Genomic DNA, 22918 nt, shown 5'->3' on the forward strand with positions numbered 1-22918 from the left:
CCGAGCCAAACAGGAAACCGACCATGTTAAAAACCCGTGTCATTCCCTGTCTTGATGTGAAGGACGGCCGCGTTGTCAAAGGGGTCAATTTCGTTGATCTGATTGATGCCGGTGATCCGGTCGAACAAGCCCGCATCTATGATGCCGAGGGTGCGGACGAGCTGTGCTTTTTAGATATCACCGCATCAAGTGATAACCGCGACACCATCTTTGACGTGGTTGCCCGGACTGCAGAAGCCTGCTTTATGCCGGTCACGGTCGGCGGCGGGGTGCGTAGCCTTGATGATATCCGCAAATTGCTTCTGGCCGGTGCTGATAAAGTCTCGATCAATACTGCGGCGGTCAAAAACCCCGATTTCGTGCGCGAAGCGGCCCGCAAGTTCGGATCGCAATGCATTGTGGTTTCGATTGATGCCAAGTCGACCGGCCCAGACAAATTTGAAATCTTTACCCATGGCGGACGCGAAGCCACCGGAATTGATGCCGTTTCGTTTGCAAAACAAATGACCGAATATGGCGCGGGCGAGCTTCTTGTTACTTCGATGGACCGTGATGGGACGCAGTCGGGCTTTAACATCCCGCTGACCAGAACCATTGCCGATAGCGTTCATGTGCCGGTGATTGCATCGGGCGGAGTAGGCACGCTGGATCATATGGTCGAAGGCGTGCGTGATGCCCATGCATCGGCGGTTTTGGCCGCATCGATCTTCCATTTTGGCACCTATCGTATCCGTGAAGTCAAAGACCACATGAAAGCCGCGGGCATTCCCGTGCGCGAGGGATAAGGGGCCGTCATGACCGATCAATCCAAACACGTCCTTGATGCGCTTTATGCCACGGTTGCTGCCCGCAAGGGTGCCGACCCGGAATCAAGCTACACCGCCAAGCTGTTTGCCAAGGGCACGGCCAAAATCGCGCAAAAAGTCGGCGAAGAAGGTGTTGAAACCGTGATTGCCGCCTTGGCCGAAACGCCGGAAAAAGTCGCGTCCGAAAGCGCTGATCTGCTGTATCACCTTACCGTTTTATGGGCCGATCAAGGGGTGAAGCCCGAAGACGTCTGGGCCATTTTGGCCGACCGTCAGGGCATTTCGGGTCTTGCCGAAAAGGCATCGCGCAGTAAAGATTAAGGCACAAAGCCAACACGATTTCGGGCAAAGCCCGATCAAGGTATCAGGAGCACCCCAATGGCCGTCCAACCCTACGATCCGGAAAACATCTTTGCCAAAATCCTGCGCGGCGAAATCCCGTGCACCAAGGTCTATGAAGATGACCATGTGCTGGCCTTTAACGATATCGCGCCACAGGCCCCGACCCATGTTCTTGTCATCCCCAAAGGTGCTTATACGTCTTATGACGACTTTGCCGCCAATGCGTCAGATGCAGAAATCATAGCCTATACCCGGGCGATCGGCAAAATTTCAGCCGCAGCTGGTGTGGTCGAAGATGGCTATCGCCTAATCGCCAATACCCGCGAAAATGGTCGCCAAGACGTTCCACATTTGCATGTGCATATCCTTGGCGGGGCAAAACTTCCGTTGATGCTGCCAAAGGCGTAAGCACCCATCAAATCAAGCAAAAGGCGGGATACCGCATCGCGATCCTGCCTTTTTTATCCCTGTCATCACATGCCCAAGCCAGTCATGAACACGATCACCCCAACCGCCTCTGACATTTTTGCTGCCCTGATTGGTGGCTGGTCGCTGAGCCGTGATTTGGGCGACGTTGGCCGGTTTGTCGGGGATGTGACATTCCAAGCTGCTGAGCCAGACAAACTCAATATGCTGCGCTATCGCGAGGAAGGGCTTTTGACCCGTCCGGATGGGACGCGGTTTGATGGTTACCGCGAATATGATTTCGTTTTGCACGAAAATCCGGGCGCGATTGAACTTCTGTTTCGCGATCCGATTGGGTTTGGCAATCGCTATGTCATGCTGCAATTTGGCGAAGATGCCGATGAGGGGTTTTGTGCGCGCGACATACATCCGTGCGGGGATGATTTTTATCATCACTGCATGATCTGGCAGAATGATGATCATTTTGAAACTAAAATAAAAATCACAGGTCCCAAGAAAGACCATATACTTCACAGCATTTATCGCCGTAAGTAGGGCACCTAGCCCCACAATATATCTTGTAAAATCAATATTTTACGAGATAATTACGTATCAACGCCTACTGATGCCTCACGCAAAATCCAGTCGCGAAAAGCGGTGACTTCCGGGATATCAATCCGGTTTTCCGGCGTGATCAGGTAATAGGCGCCGGGGCTTGTAAGCGCCGCATCACTGATGATTTCCAAACTGCCCTCGGCCAATTGCCCTTCGATCAAAACACGCGGCAAAAGGGCAATGCCCATCCCGGCCTTCGCAGCCTCGATCAACATAAAGAAATGCTCAAACCCCGGTCCGGGGCTACCGGCGACCGTAACCCCGTTAGCGTGCGCCCAATCGTGCCAAGCCTTGGGGCGCGTGGTATGGGCAAGCCGTGGGTGATTGGACACAAGCCCGTTTAGATCAGTTTTTTCAGCGACGCCAACATATCCAGGTTTGGCGACAACCACCTGAATTTCATCAAGAATTTTATCAGATCGCACCCCTGTCCAGCTGCCATCGCCAAAATACAGCCCGACATCAAATTGCTTTGCGCCAAGGTCCGGGCTGCGATCCGGGGTTGCGAAATTAAGTGATAATGTCTCGATCACCGGGCGGATATCCGCATGTTCGTTTTGAAATCGATTTAATCTGGGAATCAGCCACGAGCTGGCCAGTGTATGCAGGGCGCCAATCACCAATCGGCGTTCGCCCGCCCCATGGGTGACAAGATTAAGGGTGGCGGCTTCGATCTCGTCCAAGGCATGGCGCAAGCTGGGCAAATAAGCCCGGCCTGCTTCGCGCAGACTAAGCTTTGGCCCATTGCGATCAAACAATGCCATGCCAAGGCTGGCTTCAAGATTGGCGACCTGTTGGCTGATCGCCCCGGCCGTGACCGACAGTTCATCCGCCGCACGGGCGAAACTGCCCAAGCGTGCAGCGGCCTCAAAGGCGCGCAGGGCATTAAGCGGCGGGGTGGTTGGGCGCAGCGCCATTACAATAGATTTCCTATTGATAACTTAAGAACTTCTGATTTTGTCCGCCATATTATGCCGGTTTAGACTGTTTCCAACAATAAGCATTAGATTAATTGGAGATCACTATGTCCTTACCCCCGTTCCATCTGGCCTTCCCGATCAAATCGATTGCGGATACGCGTGCGTTCTATATCGATATTTTGGGCTGTGACGAAGGTCGCTCGACCGAGGCATGGATTGATTTTGATTTCTTTGGCCATCAGTTATCGGCCCATGTCCGCCCCGAAGCAGGACAGAATGCCGGTGCGGGCACTGTTGACGGTGATGCCGTGCCGATCCCGCATTTTGGCGCGGTTCTGGAATGGGATGTATGGCATGATCTGGCCGATCGTTTGAAAAAGGCCGATGTCAAATTCCTGCTGAACCCGAAAATCCGCTTTGAAGGGGAACCGGGCGAGCAGGGGACATTTTTTGTCGAAGATCCTGCCGGAAACGGCCTTGAATTCAAGACCTTCCGCGATCCGGCAATGATCTTTGCCCATTAAACGCAAGCAGGGATCGTGACCCTACATCCCCCGATCCGTGAACGCGCCAGCATGTACAAAGGAACGCTTTGCGATCTGGCGCGTTTATCATGAAGGATGCCTCATGTAATCGGTTACAGACATCTGCCAGCTTGCTACATTGCCAACTCGCCGACTTGCCGCTTTGCCAACATGTCCCGCGCTTAGGAGAAAGCCCCATGCCAACCGCCAATGCCACGCCCAATATCCTTATTTCCGCTGCCGGCGAAGATGCCGCTTGGAAAAAGGCGCTGGTTGAACGGTTGCCCAAGGCAAATATCGTCACCGGCGATGAAAGTTACGATCCAGAAACAATCGACTATGCCATGTTCTGGAAACAGCCGCAGGGCTTGATCAAAACACTGCCCAACCTCAAAGCCATCTTCTCGTTGGGGGCCGGGGTCGATCATGTTGTGTCCTCACCCAGCTTGCCGACCCATCTTCCGGTTATTCGCCTTGAAGATGCCGGGATGGCCGATCAGATGGTGCAATATCATCTATATGCTGCCCTTCATTTCATGCGCGATTTTGACGCTTATAGCACCCAACAGGCTGGTGCGAACTGGGTGCAGCATGATGTGGCACGCATTTCGAAATGTCGGGTCGGGGTGATGGGGCTTGGCGCACTTGGCTCGGCGGTTGCGACTTCCTTGTCAAACCTTGGCTTTTCGGTTTCAGGCTGGAGCCGGTCAATGAAGGCAATTGACGGCATTACGACCTATGCCGGGCAGGAAACGCTGGCCGAGTTTTTGGGCCAGTCCGATATCCTGATTTGCTTGCTGCCGCGCACGCCGGAAACGGAAAATGTTCTAAACAGCACCACGTTTTCTTTCCTGCCCAAGGGGGCTGCGATCATTAATGCCGCACGTGGGGCAATGATTACCGAGGCCGATTTGCTCCGCGCCCTTGATACCGGGCATTTGCGCGGTGCATTTTTGGATGTTGCCGTGACCGAACCGCTGCCCGAAAGCCATCCGTTCTGGGATCATCCAAAAATCCGCATCACCCCGCATATTGCCGCGGCCACCCGGTTTGAAGAATCAGCCGATCAAATCGCTGATAACATTGTGCGCATCGGCAACGGCGAAGCCCCGCGCGGGCTGGTTGATCGCCAAATCGGCTATTAGGATCTAATCCGCGCCATTCTCCGGCAAATTGCCGCTATGGGCTAAAACATTTGGCTCCCGGCGGGTTTTGCTTGTCGCGTGATCTTGTTTCTGAAAAGAACAAGCACAGCCTGATCATAGGCACGTGTTCAGACAGGATATCCGATGTCGGCCAAAACCTTTGTTGCCCTGCGCGTCGATTGCGATGCCCAAACTGCGTTTGATCATTTCACCAATGACATTGATCTTTGGTGGAAAGCGGGCCCGCGCAACCGTTTGATCGGCAACCGTCCGGGCATCATGCAATTTGGCGAAAAGGATGGCATCCGCACCCTGCAGGAAGTTGATAAACGCCATCCCGATTTTGTGGTAGAGGCCGGAAAAGTGACCAAGTGGGAACCTGGCATCCGACTGTCATTTGAATGGCGCTGGCCAATGGCCGATACCAACGAACCGGTTACAATCGTTGATATCCGGTTTAGCGGATTGGGCGATTATACCCGCATCACGCTTGAACATCTCGGCCTTGAAAAACTCTCCGCCGCCCATCCGGGCCGCAACGGGCTTAACGACAACCGGTTCAAACCAATGATGACCCATTATTGGCAGGCCCATCTGGTGTCATTACGAAACCGGATCAAAATGCTTTCGGCCAACGAAAACCCGGCCTGATTTCTGCGCTAGATATCCGCCTTGGCCAGAACATCCGCCACCCAATCAACAAACACCCGCACACGCACGGAAAGCTGTCTGTTTTGCGGGTACAGGATGCTGACCGGCATCGGATCGGGTGGAAATTCGGGCAGGATATCCACCAGTCGCCCGGTCGCAAGATCATTGGCAACCCGATAGCGCGGAACTTGAACCAAGCCAAGCCCGGCATGGGCACAGGCCGCATAACTGTCCGCCCCTGTCACCGAAATGCTGGCCGGCAGCGTGACCTGACGAACCGTGCCATTCACAGTGAAATCAAGCGGGATCGGCTTGTCATCGGCACCTGAGAGGAAATTCACCATCTCATGACCCTGCGTTTTAAGGTCTTCAAGCGTTTCGGGCATGCCCGTGCGGGCGATATAGTCCGGGCTGGCGACGGTTGCCTCATGCAGTACGGCAAGACGTCGCACGATCATGGATGAATCCGACAATCCACCACTGCGCAACACACAATCAAATCCCTCATGGACCAGATCGACAAACCGGTCCCCGTCGCTAAGCACCAGATCAATACAGGGATATTGTTCCAGAAATTCGGGCAGGCGTGGAATGATGAATTTGCGTGCCAGCGTGCCCTGCAAATTCACCCGCAAAAGTCCCCGCGGATCCGCACGACGAAAGATGCCATCGGCTTCTTCAAGCTCGGCCAGAATATCGACACACCGACGGTAATAGGCATCGCCATCGAGTGTCGGCACCACGGTGCGCGTCGTACGTTCCAGTAACCGGGTCCGCAGACGCGCTTCAAGCCGCTGGATCGAATTGGTCATGGTTGCGCGCGGGATCAAAAGATCACCCGCCGCCTTGGTAAAGCTTTTGCGCTCTACCACCCGGACGAAATTGCGCATTTCCTCAAACCGGTCCATCGGCAACCCTGATTGTTGGTCAAAATCGAATAATTAATTCGAATATAGGCTAATTATCCGAAAAGTCATCAAGGTCATAGTCGGCTCATCGCTTTTGAAGCCTTTCACCCAGACCAAGGAGACTGTTCATGTCTGCCAATGAAAACAGAACCGCCATCATCACCGGCGCATCGCGCGGTATTGGTGTTGCCCTTGCCAAACGTTTGGCCGCCGACGGGTTTGCCGTTGTCATCAACTATGCCAATTCGGCAAATGCGGCCGAAGAACTTGCCAATGAACTGAAATCCCAAGGCCATAAGGCAATCGCGATCAAGGCCGATATTGCGCGCCCCGATGCGGTCACGGCCCTGTTTGACAAGACAATTACCGAATTTGGCGGTGTTGATGTGATTGTGAACAATGCCGGTGTCATGACCACCCAACCGATTGCCGAGATGGATGACGCCACCTTTGACGCGATGATGGATATCAATGTGCGCGGCACATTTAACATGCTGCGCGAAGGGGCCAAACATCTGCGCGATCATGGTCGGGTGATCAATTTTTCCACCACGGCGCTTCATCTGAAACTGCCGGGTTATGCGGTCTATAATGCAACCAAGGCCGCGGTCGAGGCGATGACAGGCGTCTATGCCAAAGAACTGCGCGGCCGTCAGATCACGGTCAATGCCGTCGCCCCCGGTCCGGTCGCAACCGAGTTGTTCTTAAATGGTAAAACCGACGAACAGGTTGCCCAGTTCGCCAAGATGCCACCGCTTGAACGCCTTGGTCAGCCTGATGATATTGCCGGGGTGGTTTCCTTCCTGGCGGGACCTGATTCCGGTTGGGTCGATGGCCAGACACTCCGCGCCAATGGCGGACTTGCCTAAGCTTTAAGGGAAGCAGCATATGCGGGCAAATCCCCCTTACCCCGTGCCCGGATGTGCCAACCCCAATTGAGCAAACCGCCAAATGATGCCGTCCTTCTTTTGAGGGACGGCATCATTGCCGTTTTGATCACAGCCCCATCGCCATTTGCCAATCCCCAAATCAGCCCGGCAATCTTGCCCAATGGCACGGCTTTGGATCATTATGGCACCGCACCGCTTGCATCTATCTGGAAACACGCCGGATGCGTCACCACCGCATGGAAAAGGGACCAAAATGAGCCAATCCGCTCCACTGACTTTTCGCTATGCCACCCGCGATGATTTGCCTGCGATTGTTGCCCTTCTGGCCGATGATGAAAAAGGCAAAACCCGCGAAGAATTTACCGATCCGCTGCCCGATGCCTATTACGCGGCATTTGATGCGATGGAATCACAATCCACCGACAAGCTTCCCAACAAATACCTTCTGGCCTGTCAGAACGACGATATTGTTGGCTGTCTGCAGTTAACGTTGATTGCCGGGCTGTCGCGCCGCGGGCAATTGCGCGCCCAGATCGAAGGGGTGCGGGTTTCAAGCACAGTACGCGGGCAAAAAATTGGCGAAAAGCTGATTACCGAATCCATTTCGATTTCGAAATTACTTGGTGCGGTGCTGGTGCAATTCACCACAGATAAAACCCGCAAAGATGCCCATCGGTTTTATGAGCGGCTTGGTTTTGTTGCCAGCCACGAAGGCATGAAACTGGCACTTGATCCGGTATAAAGACTTTTGCGTTAAAACGGGTGCGCGTTTTGCCTTCATGCAAACATGTTGCGCGTCAAATATGGTAGTCTGATCACGACGATCTTGGCAAAACATACAGACGGAGGTTCACCATGAATTTATCCGACTTGCAGGAAATGGCCAAAACCCGGGGTTTTTCCCATATTTTCAGCGCATCGGGCAGTTTTGTGATGTGCGACGGGAAACAGGCGAAATATCACGCCGATGACCTGACCATCATCGATTCCAGATCGGTTGATAGCGGCACGGATCCCGGTGACGATGCCACCTTGTACATGATCGAGGCCATGGACGGCACGCGCGGCATGTTGATTGTTCCTGACAGCTTCCATACCGACCGTAACAAAGCCGACCTTGTTGATCATTTACGGCGCAAGCATTCCTGATCTTTGGAACAAGTTCTGTGGTCCGGCGTTTTTCCTATATCGACGCAATTTCGATAAAGGAGGACCAAATGACCTTGGCTGATCTTCAGGCAAATGCCAAAGAACACGGATTTGAACATCACTTCATGTGTGAACAGGATGGCGTGCGAAGCGATGGCACAGGCCATCTTTACACCCCTGATGAGCTGCGTCTGGTTCATTCCAACAGCACCGATAACGGCACCGATCCCGGCGATGACGCCACCCTTTATATGATCGAGGCCAATGACGGCACCAAGGGTGTGATGATCATTCCCAACAGCTTTCATGCCGACCCGGATGAAGCACGTCTGATTGATATTTTGCGTCAAAACCGGCAGGATTAGGCATCGTGTTCCTTGCTTTCGGGCCAAGCCTCACAATCTTGTGTATGGGCCCCGCAAGCAATTTCGCAAAATGAACACAAATAAGCACCTGTCACGACATAAAGGATCGATAGCTTCTCACTTGGAAGCACATACATCTTGAATTGGGGCAGACACGCATATGTCGGATCTTTTGCCGTTTTTTCGTGCCTGGGTCACTGATCCCAGAAAGGTTTCGGCCATTTCGCCCTCAAGCCCGGCTTTGGCCCGCCTGATCACATCAGAAGTCACCGAAACCAGTAGCCCCATCCTTGAACTTGGTCCGGGAACCGGGGTGTTTACCCGTGCGCTTCTTGATCGTGGTTTGCGTGAGGATGATCTGACCCTGATTGAAGCCGGGCCCTATTTTTTAAGCTTGCTGGCCGACCGCTATCCAAAGGCTCGCATTCTTCAGATGGATGCTGCACGGTTGGGCCGCGAAAACCTGTTTGGCCGCGGCGAACTTTCAAGCGCGATCAGCGGCCTGCCATTACTGTCAATGTCGCCCCGGCAAATCATGGGCATCCTTGGCGGTACATTTGGCTATTTACGCGAAGACGGGGCGTTTTATCAATTCACCTATGGCCCGCGCTGCCCGGTGCCATCGGCCATTCTGGCCCGTCTTGACTTACGTGCAACCCGCATCGGAACCACGGTGCGCAACATGCCGCCATCTTCGGTTTACAAGATTGAACGACAAAATCGCGGCTGCGATCGACAGACCGCATAATTGCGTGTTTTCAATTCACTAACCGGCATTCAAGACCCACCTCCCCCCATATTTACCCTTGGTAAAAACTCACAACGCGCAAATTACGCGCATATCACGCTTGACAGAGTTTCTTCTGATATAGATAGTTCGGTAACTGAACGAATTAAATAAACCGAATAATAATCAGATCATCAGGAGAGGCCGGTGAGCGAAACTTTGCGCATTTCCCGGAAGTTTTCCCAACGTGCAGTGATGGAGGCCATCGTCCAGAATGGCCCGATTTCGCGCGCATCGATTGCCAAGCAAACCGGACTGTCCAAACAAACGATTTCCGAAATTGTCCGCCAGCTTGAAGAAGCAGGCTGGGTGCAGGAAACCGGCCGTACAGCAGGCCATGTTGGCCGCACCGCGGTAACATATGAACTGATCCCCAATGCCGCCTTTATTGCCGCAGTCGATCTTGGCGGCACCAAGGTGCGGGTGGCCATTGCCGATCTTGCCTGTCAGGTGTTTGCCGAACAGGTCGCACCAACCGATCCGCGCGGTGGGCAGCATCTGATTGATCAGATCGCCAATCTTTGCTGGCAGGCTGCCGACTCTCAAAACATTGACCGCAACCGCATCCGTCTTGCCGTGATCGGTGTCCCCGGTGCGCCCGACCCGAAAAGTGGCAAAGTCCTGCTCGCCCCGAACATTTCCGGGTTTGACCAGATGAATGTCTTTGCCGGGTTCGAAAAGGCATTTGGCTTTGACGTCATGCTTGAAAACGATGTCAATCTGGCGGTTCTCGGCGAAAACTGGCTGGGAGAAGGTCAGGGCATTGATAACCTTGCCTTTATCGCCCTTGGCACCGGTATCGGCAGTGGCCTGATGGTCAATGGCGAACTGGTGCGCGGGGCGGGAAATGCTGCTGGCGAACTTGGTTTCCTTCCGTTTGGCGCCGATCCGTTTGACAGCGAGTCAATTCGCGCAGGCGCTTATGAACGTGTCGTTGCCTCCGTCGGGATGGCACAACGTTATAAGGCACTGACCGGGCGCGATGTAATCGTTCCTGAAATCTTTGATGCCGCCAATGCCGGGGAAGAGGCCGCAAATCAGGTTCTTGATGAAACCGCGCGCTATCTTGCCTTTGGCGTCGGGGCAATTGCCGCCATCGCCAACCCCGAAAAGATCATTATCGGCGGATCCATTGGTGATCGCCCGGAAATGCTCGCCCGCACGCAAAAATTCATGACGCAAATCTGCCCACAACCGATCCAAATCGTACCAAGCAGCTTGCACCAGCGCGCGGCAATCATCGGGGCGGCTGCCATCGGCCTTGGTCATCTGCATAATACATTCTTTGGCGCCGATGCCCCCGATGGTCGCATTTCGCTGCCCCCTGCCAGCAGCGTCTCCCTTCAGGGAGCAACAAAATGACCCAGCCAAACGATCTTCACGCCAAACTTGCCGCACTTCTGGATCGTGATGATGCCCTTGCGCTGTTTCGCGGCGCGATTGGCGCACACAGCGTCACCGGGAATGAAGCCAATTTCGTTACCTATCTGTCCGAACAGATGGCAAAACGCGGTGTAGAGGCGATCAATACCGCCGAATTTGAACCCGGTCGGCCAAACATCTGGGGCGAACGCAAAGGTGCGGCATCCGATAAAGATGCCAATTCGAAACGACTTTTGTTTATCGGCCATACTGACACGGTTCATGTCGATGGCTGGCGCGAACATTGGCAGGGTACCGAACGCGAAGATCCGTTTGGCGCACCCTTGATTGACGGGGAAATCTGGGGCCGGGGATCAGGCGACCTTAAGGCCGGTATCTGTGCATCCCTTGCCGCAGTGAGCCTTCTTGACGCGGCGGGCATTCGCCTTAAGGGCGACCTTGCCTTTGCCTATGTCGGCGATGAAGAAAGCGGTCAGCCCGGATCGGGCATATCAGCCGGGGTGAAGCATTACACCAATCTGATCAAGACCGGCGATATCGCCAAACCTGACTTTACTGTTTATGTCGAACCGACCCGTCTGGCGGTCTATCCCGCCCAGATCGGCTTCTACATTTCGGACATCAAAATCACCGGAAAATCGGCCTATTTCGGCGTTCCGGAACTTGGTAAGGATGCGCTTAAAGCCGCACATTCCGTCATGTCGGCACTGTGGGCGCATTCCGATGATCTGAAAACCCGGGACCATCATGATTTAATTGGCGAGGGGTTCCTTCTGATCACCGGATTGACCGGCGGCGGTTTCATTGCGGTACCGGAAGAATGCAAACTTTCGCTGATCCGCAAATTATTACCGGGAGAAAGTCTTGATGATGCGGCCCGCGAAATGGAAGCCGTCATCACGGGCGCAATCACCGACCCCGAAATCGCAGTTTCGATCAGCTATCCGGCCGGACGCGACCATGCGCTGGGCGGGTCGGCGGCTGAAATCGATCCGAACCTTCCTGAAGTGCGCGATCTGTCCGATGCGGTTGCCGGTGCGATGGCCGGACGCGGTTTGATCGAAGGCGCGCCTTTCTGGTCGGAAACACCGTTCTTCATCAACGAGCTTGGCACACCTGCGGTCTATTGCGCACCGGGCGATATTCGGAACTGCCACACATTCGAAGAACGCGTTGATATCGAAGAATATTTTGCAGGCATTGTCGCCTTTGCCTGCTTTATGGCCCGCTATTGCGGGATCGCAGACTAACCACATCGCGACAATTCAAGACCACCAGAACAAGACCAGACGACACAACAAAAAACACATCATCTATCAGAGGAATGGCTCATGTTGATCAAGGGATTGCTTAAAACCAGTGTGATTGCCGGCATCGTTATGGCAAGTGGCCTTGCCCACGCCCAAACGGTCGGCCCGAACGGTGAAACCGCAACACCAAGTGCGGAAATCACCCTGACGGACGCAGAATTTGCTTCGCTTAAGGAAAAGGGCCTTAAGGCCGCACTTCTTTGGCATACCTCGTCTGACTTCATCAATGCGGTATCTGCCGGTGCCACGGATGAGTTTGCCAAGGCAGGCGTTTCAATCGCAGTTACCACCGATGCCGGTTTCGACGCCGCACGTCAGCGCAGCGACATTGAAACCGCGCTGACTGCCGAACCCGACGTTATCCTGGCCCTGCCGCTTGATCCGGTGACCTCGGCGGCGGCCTTCCGCGAGGCGGTTGCCAGCGATACCAAGCTGGTTTTCCTCTCGAACCTTCCGTCTGATTACAAACATGGCACCGACTATGCCGCGATTGTTACCGACGATCTGTTTGAAATGGGCAAGCAGGCAGCAGACGCACTTGCCGCTGATATCGGTGGTAAAGGCAAAGTTGGCTGGATTTTCCATGACGCGACCTATTACGTCACCAATCAGCGTGACAATGCGTTTAAAACCACGATTGAAAAAGACTATCCCGCCATTGAAATCGTTGCCGAACAGGGCATCACCGATCCGGCCCGTGCAGAAGAACTGGCATCGGCCATGTTGCTTCAGAACCCGGACCTTGACGGGATTTATGTCACCTGGGCGGAACCGGCCGACGGCGTTTTAGCCGCCCTTCGTGCAAGTGGCAACAAACACACCAAGATCGTAACCCTTGATCTGTCCGAACCGGTCGCACTCGACATGGTTCGCGATGGCAATGTTACTGCGATTGTTGCCGATAAGGCCTATGAGCTTGGCCGTGCGATGGCGGCAACCGGTCTTAAGGCCCTTCTGGGTCAAGAAACCCCGGCCTTTATCGTTGCCCCGGCCCTGACGGTGCAGAAGTCCAATGTGCTTGATGGCTGGAAAGAATCTCTGAACCGCGATGCACCGGATTCGGTTATCAAGACGTTGAACTAAGACAAGATTGCCGGGCGATAGATACCCTTATTGCCCGGCACTTTACTTTGCCGTTCCGCCCAAGGAAGTGACTGACATGTCCCAATCAAAAAACGGTCGCCAGACATCTGCTACAACGCCGTCTGGCAGCTCATTTCGCCAGATCATAAGCAGGATCAATCTGCAGCAATATGTCGTTTATTTCGGCTTTCTGGCGATCTTCCTGTTCTTTGCCATCACCCTTGGTGATAACGGGTTCCTGTCTGTCAGAAACCTTTCAAACATCGTGTTGCAAACAGCCCCTGCAACCATCCTTGCCATTGGTTTGGTGTTTGTTCTTTCTGCGGGCGAGATTGATCTTTCATTTGGTTCGATCGTTGCCATATCGGCCCTGTCCGCGGCGGTTGTGATGAATGAATATGGCATGACCGCTGGCATCATTGCCGGTATGGGGACGGGCATTGTTGCCGGTGCGCTAAATGGTGCGGTTGTTGCCTTTGTCCGGTTGCCATCATTTCTGGTCACCCTTGCGACCATGGGACTATTTGCCGGTATCGCGCGATCCATGACCAATTTACGGTCGATCCCGGTTCTGGATCTGGATTTTGCCGGTTTCTTTGGGTCGGGCAGTTTCTTAGGGATTCCGTCGCTGATCTGGTGGACGGTTCTGGCAGTTGCTGTCGGGCATTTCATTTACCGTGAAACAAAATTTGGCGCGCATGTGCTGGCGACCGGTGATAACCCGCGTGCTGCAAGCGTTTCGGGGATCAAGGTTGCCCGTATTCGCCTTTATGTTTTGACCCTGTCGGGTGCGCTTGCGGGACTTGCCGGTCTTTTATATGCCGGGCGTTTGCAGGCAGCGAAATATACCCTTGGTGAATCCGATCTGATGACCGTGATTGCCGCCGTGATTGTCGGCGGAACGCTTTTGCATGGGGGTAAGGGCACGATCATTGGTGCGATGATCGGATCATTGATGATGGGGATGCTCAATAACGGCCTGATCCTGATGGGGCTTTCGGTGTCCGATCAAATGATTGTCCGGGGTCTGATCATTCTGGCCGCCGTTGCTGTCTCGTTGCGCGAAAAAGCGCGCTAAGCCCAAAAAGCAGGAGCAAAACCATGTTTCTTGATGTCTTGCGTCGCCGCAACCCGAAATTCATCGAAGCCGCCATGGCCCTTCACCGCCAAGGCAAGGTTCCGGCAAATGCCTATATCCTTGATCTTGACGCGGTCGAAGCCAATGCGCACGTCCTGAAATCCGAAGCCGACAAACACGGGCTTAAGATTTTCGCCATGACCAAGCAGGTCGGCCGGGCCAGCTCGTTCTCCCACGCTGTGATGCGCGGCGGGATTGATCGGTCGGTCGCGGTTGACATGGCCTGTGCGCGGGCCACCCATGATGCCGGTCTGCCCGTTGGGCATCTGGGTCATTTACAGCAAGTCGCCCGGTTTGAGGCCGATGCCGCTGCCAAACGTTTCCGCCCGGATTACTGGACTGTCTTTAACGACACCAAGGCGCGTGAGGCCGCAACAGCCGCCAGGAAAGCCGGTTACATTCAGGATATTCTGGCCCGCATCCATGCCGAGGGCGATACATTTTATCGTGGTCATGAGGGTGGTTTTGCGGCAAGCGACATTGCCGAAGTCGCTGATTTCCTTGATGGTCTGGATGGTGGGCGTTTTGCCGGGATCACGACATTCCCGGCCCTTCTGTTTGATCATGACAGCCGAAAAGTCCTGCCAACCCAGAATTTGACCACCCTTGCCAAGGCCGCCGATCTGTTGGCAAAGCATGGTCGTTCTGATATCGAAATTAATGCGCCAGGCACCACGTCATCGGTCCTTCTTGCCGGTCTGGCCGAAGCCGGTGCCACCCAGTGCGAACCGGGCAATGGCCTTCACGGCACCACGGCTTTGCACGTGGTTGAAGACCTGCCCGAACTGCCTGCTGTGCTGTATCTGTCCGAAGTTTCCCATCTTTCGGGTGGTAAGGCTTATTGCTTTGGCGGCGGGTTCTATATCGATCCGATTTTCCCCGACTATGACGTGCAGGCGATTGTTGGTGATGAACCGACCACGGCCGCAAGCGCCCTTCGATCGGTTGAAGTTCCACCACCATCAATGATCGACTATTACGCGATGATTGATGCCACCGGCCCAAAGGCCCCGAAACCGGGCGATAGCGCCATATTCGGCTTCCGCGGGCAGGCCTTTGTCACCCGTGCCTATGTGGTCGGGGTTTCGGGTATTTCGACTGGAAATCCGGTTGTTGAAACCATCGAAAACAGCTTTGGCGAAACCGCCGCTTGGCCGGTATAGGAGACTTCATATGACCACCCAAAAACCGGTTCTAAGCTTAAAAGACATTCAGAAGCATTTCGGTGCTGTCACCGCGATTGAAAACTTCTCGCTTGATATTCATCCCGGCGAAATCGTCGCCCTTGTCGGTGATAACGGGGCGGGTAAATCAACCCTGATCAAGATCATCTCGGGTGTTTACGCGCCAAGTTCCGGTGCGATCACGATCGAGGATGAAACGGTTTCAATGGCAAGTTCCGATATCGCCCGCGCACACGGGATCGAAGTCGTCTATCAGGATCTTGCCCTTGCCGATCAGCAAAGCGTTTATATGAACATGTTTCTGGGCCGGGAAATCACCAACCGGTTTGGCCTGCTGGATCGTAAAACCATGATCGGTGAAACCCAGAAACTGGTTGATGAGCTTGATGTTCGCATTCCAAGCCCGCATGCCACCATCCGCGATCTTTCGGGCGGTCAACGCCAAGGTGTTGCGATTGCCCGCGCCACGCGCTGGGCGAAAAAAGTCATCCTGCTTGATGAACCAACAGCAGCCTTGGGCGTTGCCGAAACCGCCAAGGTCGAAGAAATCGTTGAGTCACTTAAACAACGCAATATTGGTGTCCTGATCATCAGTCACAGTCTCGATCAGGTTTTCCGCCTTGCCGATCGTATCTGTGTCCTGCGCCGTGGTCAGCAAATCGGCATTCGCGAAACCGCCAAAACCGATAAGAACGAAATCATCGGCATGATCACTGGCCTGCAGCAAAGCGACGCGGCCTGATCTGCGCCCAAGTCCCCTAATGATCGCCAATAACCATCTGGCGGTCATTTGACTACAGGTGCACGTGAAGACGGTTGAAGGCTTCAACCATCAGGCCGCAAACCGACATCAGTCTGTCTGGGGTGTTTTCAAAACGCCGGATGCAAGACATTCAAACGCGGTGACTGCCTTGCGAAAGGTCATGTGCGGGTCGTCACTTGCGGCAACCCACAAGGCTGAATTCAGCGCAGCACCGTTGAGCAACCTGGCAATTGCTTCAATATCGACAGGCTTGATGGCATCTTTTTCTGCAAGCTCGCCAAGGGTGACGATGGTTGCCTGAAGGCATCTGTTCTGACTTGGCCATTGCGACGGATCGCCCAGCACCGCAGGCCCGTCCAGAAGCACAATACGCTGCACTTCGGGCTGAAGTGCTAGCTTGATGTAAGCAGCGCCCTCAGCCATCAACCCCTTCCAACCACCGCCTGCAGCCTGTCCGGCCTTTTGGGCTGCGGTCGCCATTTCCGTATCAATCTGATCCACCACAGCCGCCATCAGGCCACGCTTATCGCCAAAGTTATGATAAAGCGCGCCGCGCGTCAGACCCGCACCGGCTGTCAGCTCATCCATCGATGCGGATGCAAAACCCTTTTCGGCAAAGGCCTTGCGCCCGGCTGCAATCAGTTTGATGCGGGTTTCTTCCATCTTCTCGGCGCGCGTTTTGGCCACGGATAGCCCTCCAATTTCACATACGACACGTATATCATTTGACATACGTCGCGTATGCCAATACATTCACATACAAAGCGTATATGAAAAAGATTTCCCGCGCTATCCCTGATCCATATGAGGTTACAATGTCCCTCCGCAACGAAGCTATCTTCCCGCCCAAGCGCCATGCGCTTTACGAAGAACATGGTTACTCCGCCGCAATCCGGTCAAATGATCTGGTTTTTGTCTCCGGCCAGGTCGGCAGTCGTGAAGACGGCTCCGCCGAACCGGACTTTAAAAAGCAGGTCACGCTGGCCTTTGAAAACCTGAAAGCTGTTCTTGCCGCGGCGGGCTGTACGTTTGATGACATCATTGATGTGACAACGTTCCATACCGACCCGGAAAATCAGTTCGGCGACATCATGGATGTTAAGAACGCTATCTTCAGCGAAGCACCCTATCCGAACTGGACTGCGGTTGGCGTAAACTGGCTGGCCGGATTTGACTTCGAAATCAAAGTCATCGCCCGTGTTCCTGCCTAAGCCTGAACACCAAATGTCACCCATGCCGTTCGCTTGATTGCGGCGTGGGTGGCATTTGCTATCCGCCTCACGCAACAACCAGTTGCCTGCCCATGCTTTAGCTCAAATTAGAGCGTGATCCTTAAATAGCTGGTCCCAAAAGTCGCATATAGCTTCAAGTAATTCGGAAATTGAGAGAACGCTTGAATCTGACAACTCAACATAAAATCCATCAGCGTCCCACGGAAGCGTATCCCATTCCTGATTATCCCACCCTGATTCTAAAGCCCTAACGATCTGACCTTTCTTCCTCAGGATAAAATGCTTCGAACCGTTGCATAGTTCCTTGAGGATTTGGAATTTTGGAAACTGGTTGTTAATAAAGTACTCCCAGTCCTGCTGATTGCCCTCGATCCCCATCATCTGCTGCTGCATAACAACTTGCCCCTCAAGATAGTGATGCCAAATCCACTCTCGTAAATGATATGCATCTCGCACTGCATTTAACTCTGGAAATGAATTGGAACTGCTCTTTTGAGAAACTTCGTATTTGAGTTTTTCCAACAATTTTATGGGGCTATCTACCAGTAACGCGCCAACCATTTTCAATCCTGACAACAGTTATTTGGTTATTTAGACTAGGCCTTTCCCTACCGCCGATACACCAAGTCCAGTGCCTAGGCAATGTGACCACATTTAACCCCACCGCTTCCAGCCAGATCGGCAATTGTGCGCGACACGTCAAATCCGGTGACAACCGCAACGGTACGGCCCCGCTTTTGCCTTCCGAAAACGTATAAAGGGGTACCAACGGCATGGTACCCCTTTATCTGCATCATGGCTCTTCAAAGCCGATGGAAACGTTTGATCACCACAAATGATGAACGTGCGGGGCGATGCGTTGCTCATAAATGTTGCGCAGTTCGCCGATCACCTCTGGCGGCAGGGGTGCCACATCACTTGCAGCAGCATTGGCCGCTGCCTGGGCTGCATTCTTTGCCCCCGGGATCACAACACCAACCGACTCTTCCATCAAAATCCAACGCAGGGCAAACTGCGCCATGGTGATATTTTCCGGCACCAACCGGCGGATTTCTTCGACAGCTTCAAGCGCGACATCAAATGGCACACCGGCGAATGTTTCGCCTTTGTCAAACGCTTCACCGTTGCGGTTGAACGCCCGGTGGTCGTCTGCGGCAAAGGCAGTATCCTTGGTCATCTTGCCGGTCAAAAGACCGGACGCCAGCGGTACACGCACGATGACCCCGACATTTTTTGCCTTTGCCTCGCGGAAGAAAAGACCGGACGGACGTTGGCGGAAGATGTTGTAAATGATCTGAACCGACGCCACGCCGGGATATTCGATGGCCTTGAGGCCTTCTTCAACCTTTTCGACCGAAACACCGTAATTGCGGATTTTCCCGGCGGTGACCATTTCCTCCATCACCTCAAACACATCCGGGCGATAGAAAACATCAGTCGGCGGGCAATGAAGCTGCACAAGATCAAGACAATCGGTCGCAAGGTTCTGAAGGCTGCGTTCAACAAATGCGGTCAGGTTCTGCTTGTTGTACCCCTCAGACACATGCGGATCCAGGCGACGCCCGGCCTTGGTTGCGATGAACGGGCGTTCGCCACCGCGTTCTTTCATGACGTCCGCAATGATTTTTTCCGACCGGCCATCACCGTAAACATCGGCGGTATCAATGAATGTCGTGCCGTTATCAAGGGCGGCATGCAGGGCCGCACGCGCGTCAGCTTCCGAAACATCGCCCCACGCGCCACCAATGGCCCACGCGCCGAAACCGACTTCGGATACTGTGCGCCCTGTCTTACCAAATTTTCTGTAGTTCATTTATCATTGCTCCTAAGGCATTAACTGGCCGCCATTGACCTCGATGATCTGGCCGGTGATGTAGCCCGCCATCGCGTTTGAAGCGAGAAACAGGAACGCCCCGACACATTCATCGGGGCGACCCACGCGGCCCATCGGTACCGTTGCGCTTTGCGCGGCAAGAACATCAGGCGGTGTATAGCGGTCGTGAAACGGTGTCTGGATAAGACCCGGCGAAACGGCATTCACGCGAATGCCATCTGCGACAAATTCCTTTGCCTGTCCGCGTGTCAGGCTGCTGACAAAGGATTTTGCCGCGGCATACAGCACCGCACCACCGCCGCCGCCATTGCGTGCGGCAATCGATGTTGTGTTGACCACAAAGCCGTTCTCAGCCGCTTTAAGGTACGGATACGCCGCCACGGTGGCTTCCCAGACCGACTTGCCATTCAGGGCAAAGACACGATCAAGATGATCGGGCTCGACCTCGGTCGTCGGCACACGTCCCAGCATACCACCGGCATTGTTGATCAGGCCATCCAGCCCGCCAAGCATCCGGGCGGCTTCCCTGACAACGTTTGTCGGTATGCCGGTTACACTCATGTCCCCCTGAACGGGTAAAACATGCTCGGGAAACTCTGCCTGAAGGGCAAGTGCTGCATCACGGCTTTCATTGTAATGAAGGGCAACCCTGGCACCCTGTGCCGCAAACCCCCTGACAATCTCGGCCCCGATCCCGGTTGAGCCACCGGTCACCAAAACACGCCGCGACATCAGGTCTGGAATCCTGATCGCCTGAATATCACTCATCGCATTCCTCCGGTTAAATTGTCTGACCCTAGATTACGTGTTGCACGGATCGGTGTGGTGTGGTTTTTCATGAACTGAAATCATCCACAAAGTGAATAGAGTTCAACTTGACTGGAATCGACCGCGCAGAGTTTGCCGATCTACGCCTGTTTCTGGCGATTGTCCGCCGCCAGAGTTTCAAGGCTGCGGCCATTGAATTCGGGCTTTCGCCGTCAGCGGCCAGTCATGCGATCCGCCGACTGGAAAGCCGCCTTGGCGTAAAGCTGATCAATCGCACCACCCGGGCGATCGTGGCAACCGAACTGGGTCAGGACCTTGCAACCAAGCTTGCAGAGGGCTTTGACAAACTCGATGAAGCCCTCCAGACGCTGGATGCCCCCGGTGCGGCCAGCTTTGGCGAGGTCCGCATCAACGCCTTTTCCGATGCAGCACACCTTCTCATCGCCCCGGCACTACCAGAATTTGCCAAAACCTTTCCTGACGTCAGCCTCAGCATTGTTGTTGAAAACCGGCCGATTGATATCGTCGCAGAAGGATATGATGCCGGCATCCGCTACGGGCATCTGGTCCCGGAAGACATGGTTGCTGTTGCGCTCAGTGGACCCCAGCGCTGGGTCGTGGCCGGTGCACCGGATTATTTTGCGAAGCTTGGAAAACCCGATACCCCCGAAGATTTGCGCAATCACACATGCCTGCAACTTCTTCTTGGCGACAATTCGCCTTTTCCTTGGGAACTTGGCGTCGGCCCGGATCAGAAAAACTACCGCGTCCCCGGCCACATCACCATTCAGGACACCGCAACCACGATTTCGGCTGCCAAGGCCGGGCTTGGGCTGGCATATCTGCTGGAATCGCGTATTGCCGATGAACTTGCCAGCGGACAGCTTGAAATCGTGCTGGAAGACTATGCATCATCAGATGATCCCTTCCATATGTATTACAGCAGCCGCCACAACAATCATCCGGGCTTGCGCGGTCTGATCAACATCATCCGAAAACAGCACGGTCTGTCGCGCATATGATCGGCGTGCAAGATTTGGCTAGGTGGCAAGCGCCTTCAAATGTCTTGCGACAATGGTGCAAAAAGCACCAACCACGATGGATTAGCGCCGATAAACCTTCTGCCGATAGTTAAGCGCCTCGGCAATGTGGCCACGTTTAACACCAACGCTTCCTGCCAGATCGGCAATCGTTCGGGCCACGCGTAAAATCCGGTGATATCCACGTGCAGATAATTTCATCTGACGCGCCGCATCCTGAAGCAATCCGCGCCCGTCCGCATCAAGGGATGCGGCTTCTTGCAGGACTTCACCGTCGGCCAATGCATTGGTCGAGATGTTTTCGTTTTTGTATCGTAACATTTGCAATTCACGGGCCAGAAACACCCGTTCGCGGATCACGGCACTGGTTTCGCCATTGCTTGGCAGATCAAGTTCTTCGGGCTTTACTGCCGGCACATCAATCTGGATATCAAACCGGTCCAAAAGCGGGCCGGAAAGCCGGGCCTGATAATCCTCGCCGCATCGCGGCGCGCGGGTGCAGGCAAGTTCATTATCACCCAGATAGCCACATCGGCAGGGATTCATTGCCGCGACCAACTGCACCCGCGCAGGATAGGTCACATGCGCATTGGCTCGTGCGACGGAAATCTGCCCGGTTTCAAGTGGTTGGCGCAATGCATCCAAAACATTGCGCTGAAATTCCGGCAACTCATCAAGGAACAAAACCCCGTTATGGGCCAGTGAAATCTCGCCGGGTTTAACCCGATGGCCCCCACCGACAAGGGCCGGCATTGATGCGGAATGGTGCGGTTGACGAAAAGGGCGGGTGCGGATCAGACCACCTTCGGGCAAAAGGCCTGATACCGAATGAATAACCGTGGTTTCAAGCGCCTGTCTGGCATCAAGGTCGGGCAAAATACCCGGCAACCGCGCAGCCAGCATTGATTTCCCCGATCCGGGCGGCCCCGACATCAAAAGGTTATGGCCGCCAGCCGCTGCAATCTCAAGCGCACGTTTGGCACTTTCCTGCCCCTTGATATCGCGTAGATCACCCTGAAAATCATTGATTTCATCATTATCGCGGCGCACCGGGCGGGCAAGGATTTGCGTGCCTTTGAAGTGATTGATCAGACTGATCAGATTGCGCGGCGCCAGTATTTCCAGATCACCGGCCCAAAGGGCCTCTGACCCATTGGCTTGCGGGCAAATAATTCCGCATTCCTGCATGCCTGCTTCCATTGCGGCGGGCAAAACACCCCCAACACTGGAAATACTGCCATCAAGGCCAAGTTCCCCAAGGGCGAGAAACCTTGTGATATCCTCATGCCCGATCACATCCATTTCAGCCAGAATGCCCAGCGCAATCGGAAGATCGAAATGTGACCCTTCTTTCAGCAAATCCGCCGGGGCAAGATTTATCGTGATGCGTTTGGGCGGCAGGGCCAAGCCCATGGCGGAAAGGGCTGAGCGTACCCGTTCACGCGCCTCGGATACGGCCTTGTCGGGCAGGCCGACAACCGTAAAAGCCGGCAGGCCACTTGCCATTTGCACCTGAACATCAACGGCAATCGTTTCAATCCCGGCAAAGGCAACTGTCATAACCCGCGCTGTCATGTTGGCTGATCCCCGTAACCTTAAGTTGCATCACTTTGACGGGAAACGGGGATCAAGGCAACAAATCGTTCAAAAGCAGGCGCTTGGCCTAAATGCGCAGG

27 protein-coding genes are annotated in these 22918 nt (G+C 54.3%); 20 read left to right on the top strand and 7 right to left on the bottom strand.

The genetic code is table 11. From position 1 onward, the window contains the following. Positions 1-23 precede the first annotated feature (23 nt). The 4 genes from hisF to RIC05_RS04950 all read left to right on the top strand — a co-directional run bounded on the left by hisF (position 24) and on the right by RIC05_RS04950 (position 2108). On the top strand, positions 24-785 hold the full coding sequence (gene hisF, locus RIC05_RS04935) for an imidazole glycerol phosphate synthase subunit HisF (protein ID WP_350045106.1): 762 nt from the start codon (positions 24-26) through the stop codon (positions 783-785). A gap of 9 nt (positions 786-794) precedes the next feature. Continuing rightward, entirely contained in the window at positions 795-1127 is a 333-nt protein-coding gene (locus RIC05_RS04940; RefSeq protein WP_350041018.1) for a phosphoribosyl-ATP diphosphatase, read from the top strand. A gap of 57 nt (positions 1128-1184) precedes the next feature. Next, complete coding sequence (locus RIC05_RS04945) at positions 1185-1556, top strand: histidine triad nucleotide-binding protein (RefSeq protein ID WP_350045105.1); 372 nt, start codon at positions 1185-1187, stop codon at positions 1554-1556. An 84-nt stretch (positions 1557-1640) separates the two neighbouring features. Next, entirely contained in the window at positions 1641-2108 is a 468-nt protein-coding gene (locus RIC05_RS04950) for a DUF6314 family protein (RefSeq protein ID WP_350045104.1), read from the top strand. A 50-nt stretch (positions 2109-2158) separates the two neighbouring features. On the opposite strand, the gene RIC05_RS04955 is transcribed toward RIC05_RS04950, so the two are convergent. Next, a complete protein-coding gene (locus RIC05_RS04955) occupies positions 2159-3085 on the bottom strand; it encodes a LysR substrate-binding domain-containing protein (protein WP_350045103.1) in 927 nt (308 codons plus the stop codon). Between the two features lie 107 nt (positions 3086-3192). Here RIC05_RS04955 and RIC05_RS04960 point away from each other — a divergent pair, with 107 nt between their 5' ends. The 3 genes from RIC05_RS04960 (at position 3193) to RIC05_RS04970 (ending at position 5408) form a co-directional block, all read left to right on the top strand. Beyond that, complete coding sequence (locus tag RIC05_RS04960; RefSeq protein WP_350045102.1) at positions 3193-3612, top strand: VOC family protein; 420 nt, start codon at positions 3193-3195, stop codon at positions 3610-3612. 197 nt (positions 3613-3809) lie between these two features. Next, complete coding sequence (locus RIC05_RS04965; RefSeq protein WP_350045101.1) at positions 3810-4757, top strand: 2-hydroxyacid dehydrogenase; 948 nt, start codon at positions 3810-3812, stop codon at positions 4755-4757. A gap of 144 nt (positions 4758-4901) precedes the next feature. Beyond that, positions 4902-5408 (top strand): SRPBCC domain-containing protein, encoded by a 507-nt coding sequence (locus RIC05_RS04970; protein WP_350045100.1) that lies wholly within the window; start codon positions 4902-4904, stop codon positions 5406-5408. An 8-nt stretch (positions 5409-5416) separates the two neighbouring features. Here RIC05_RS04970 and RIC05_RS04975 read toward each other — a convergent pair whose 3' ends face one another. Continuing rightward, positions 5417-6316, bottom strand: coding sequence for a LysR family transcriptional regulator (locus RIC05_RS04975; protein ID WP_350045099.1), 900 nt, complete (start codon positions 6314-6316; stop codon positions 5417-5419). A 128-nt stretch (positions 6317-6444) separates the two neighbouring features. Here RIC05_RS04975 and RIC05_RS04980 point away from each other — a divergent pair, with 128 nt between their 5' ends. The 11 genes from RIC05_RS04980 (at position 6445) to RIC05_RS05030 (ending at position 16347) form a co-directional block, all read left to right on the top strand. Then, positions 6445-7185, top strand: coding sequence for an SDR family oxidoreductase (locus RIC05_RS04980; protein ID WP_350045098.1), 741 nt, complete (start codon positions 6445-6447; stop codon positions 7183-7185). Between the two features lie 274 nt (positions 7186-7459). Next, positions 7460-7948, top strand: a complete 489-nt coding sequence (locus RIC05_RS04985) for a GNAT family N-acetyltransferase (RefSeq protein ID WP_350045097.1) — start codon at positions 7460-7462, stop codon at positions 7946-7948. Between the two features lie 113 nt (positions 7949-8061). Continuing rightward, positions 8062-8355 (top strand): phosphoribosylpyrophosphate synthetase, encoded by a 294-nt coding sequence (locus RIC05_RS04990; RefSeq protein ID WP_350045096.1) that lies wholly within the window; start codon positions 8062-8064, stop codon positions 8353-8355. A 68-nt stretch (positions 8356-8423) separates the two neighbouring features. Then, positions 8424-8720, top strand: coding sequence for a phosphoribosylpyrophosphate synthetase (locus RIC05_RS04995; protein ID WP_350041029.1), 297 nt, complete (start codon positions 8424-8426; stop codon positions 8718-8720). A gap of 160 nt (positions 8721-8880) precedes the next feature. Then, complete coding sequence (locus tag RIC05_RS05000) at positions 8881-9468, top strand: class I SAM-dependent methyltransferase (protein WP_350045095.1); 588 nt, start codon at positions 8881-8883, stop codon at positions 9466-9468. A 186-nt stretch (positions 9469-9654) separates the two neighbouring features. Further along, entirely contained in the window at positions 9655-10869 is a 1215-nt protein-coding gene (locus RIC05_RS05005; RefSeq protein ID WP_350045094.1) for an ROK family transcriptional regulator, read from the top strand. Then, entirely contained in the window at positions 10866-12140 is a 1275-nt protein-coding gene (locus RIC05_RS05010; protein ID WP_350045093.1) for a M20 family metallopeptidase, read from the top strand. Before RIC05_RS05005 ends, RIC05_RS05010 begins: the two co-directional genes overlap by 4 nt. 81 nt (positions 12141-12221) lie before the next feature. After that, on the top strand, positions 12222-13283 hold the full coding sequence (locus RIC05_RS05015) for a substrate-binding domain-containing protein (RefSeq protein WP_350045092.1): 1062 nt from the start codon (positions 12222-12224) through the stop codon (positions 13281-13283). A gap of 76 nt (positions 13284-13359) precedes the next feature. Next, positions 13360-14361 (top strand): ABC transporter permease, encoded by a 1002-nt coding sequence (locus tag RIC05_RS05020; RefSeq protein WP_350045091.1) that lies wholly within the window; start codon positions 13360-13362, stop codon positions 14359-14361. A 23-nt stretch (positions 14362-14384) separates the two neighbouring features. Further along, positions 14385-15584: an alanine racemase gene (locus tag RIC05_RS05025; RefSeq protein ID WP_350045090.1), complete on the top strand. Its 1200-nt coding sequence runs from the start codon at positions 14385-14387 to the stop codon at positions 15582-15584. Between the two features lie 10 nt (positions 15585-15594). Continuing rightward, a complete protein-coding gene (locus RIC05_RS05030) occupies positions 15595-16347 on the top strand; it encodes an ATP-binding cassette domain-containing protein (RefSeq protein ID WP_350045089.1) in 753 nt (250 codons plus the stop codon). A 108-nt stretch (positions 16348-16455) separates the two neighbouring features. Here the strand turns inward: RIC05_RS05030 and RIC05_RS05035 are convergent, their stop codons facing one another. Continuing rightward, positions 16456-17055 carry a TetR/AcrR family transcriptional regulator gene (locus RIC05_RS05035; protein WP_350045088.1) on the bottom strand — a complete coding sequence of 200 codons (600 nt, stop codon included), beginning with the start codon at positions 17053-17055 and terminating at the stop codon, positions 16456-16458. Between the two features lie 128 nt (positions 17056-17183). On the opposite strand from RIC05_RS05035, the gene RIC05_RS05040 reads away from it, so the two are divergent. Continuing rightward, entirely contained in the window at positions 17184-17579 is a 396-nt protein-coding gene (locus RIC05_RS05040) for a RidA family protein (RefSeq protein WP_350045087.1), read from the top strand. Positions 17580-17681: 102 nt separating this feature from the next. On the opposite strand, the gene RIC05_RS05045 is transcribed toward RIC05_RS05040, so the two are convergent. The 3 genes from RIC05_RS05045 to RIC05_RS05055 form a co-directional block, all read right to left on the bottom strand. Beyond that, the gene (locus tag RIC05_RS05045) at positions 17682-18161 is read right to left on the bottom strand and encodes a hypothetical protein (protein ID WP_350045086.1); all 480 of its coding nucleotides are present in this window, start codon (positions 18159-18161) and stop codon (positions 17682-17684) included. Positions 18162-18426: 265 nt separating this feature from the next. Then, positions 18427-19413: an aldo/keto reductase gene (locus tag RIC05_RS05050; protein ID WP_350045085.1), complete on the bottom strand. Its 987-nt coding sequence runs from the start codon at positions 19411-19413 to the stop codon at positions 18427-18429. Positions 19414-19425: 12 nt separating this feature from the next. After that, positions 19426-20202 carry an SDR family NAD(P)-dependent oxidoreductase gene (locus RIC05_RS05055; protein ID WP_350045084.1) on the bottom strand — a complete coding sequence of 259 codons (777 nt, stop codon included), beginning with the start codon at positions 20200-20202 and terminating at the stop codon, positions 19426-19428. A gap of 107 nt (positions 20203-20309) precedes the next feature. On the opposite strand from RIC05_RS05055, the gene RIC05_RS05060 reads away from it, so the two are divergent. Next, entirely contained in the window at positions 20310-21224 is a 915-nt protein-coding gene (locus RIC05_RS05060) for a LysR family transcriptional regulator (protein WP_350045083.1), read from the top strand. A gap of 81 nt (positions 21225-21305) precedes the next feature. Here the strand turns inward: RIC05_RS05060 and RIC05_RS05065 are convergent, their stop codons facing one another. Next, on the bottom strand, positions 21306-22817 hold the full coding sequence (locus RIC05_RS05065) for a YifB family Mg chelatase-like AAA ATPase (protein WP_350045082.1): 1512 nt from the start codon (positions 22815-22817) through the stop codon (positions 21306-21308). Positions 22818-22918 lie beyond the last annotated feature (101 nt).

It is taken from the genome of Thalassospira sp., assembly GCF_040218635.1.
In the GTDB taxonomy this organism is placed as follows: domain Bacteria; phylum Pseudomonadota; class Alphaproteobacteria; order Rhodospirillales; family Thalassospiraceae; genus Thalassospira.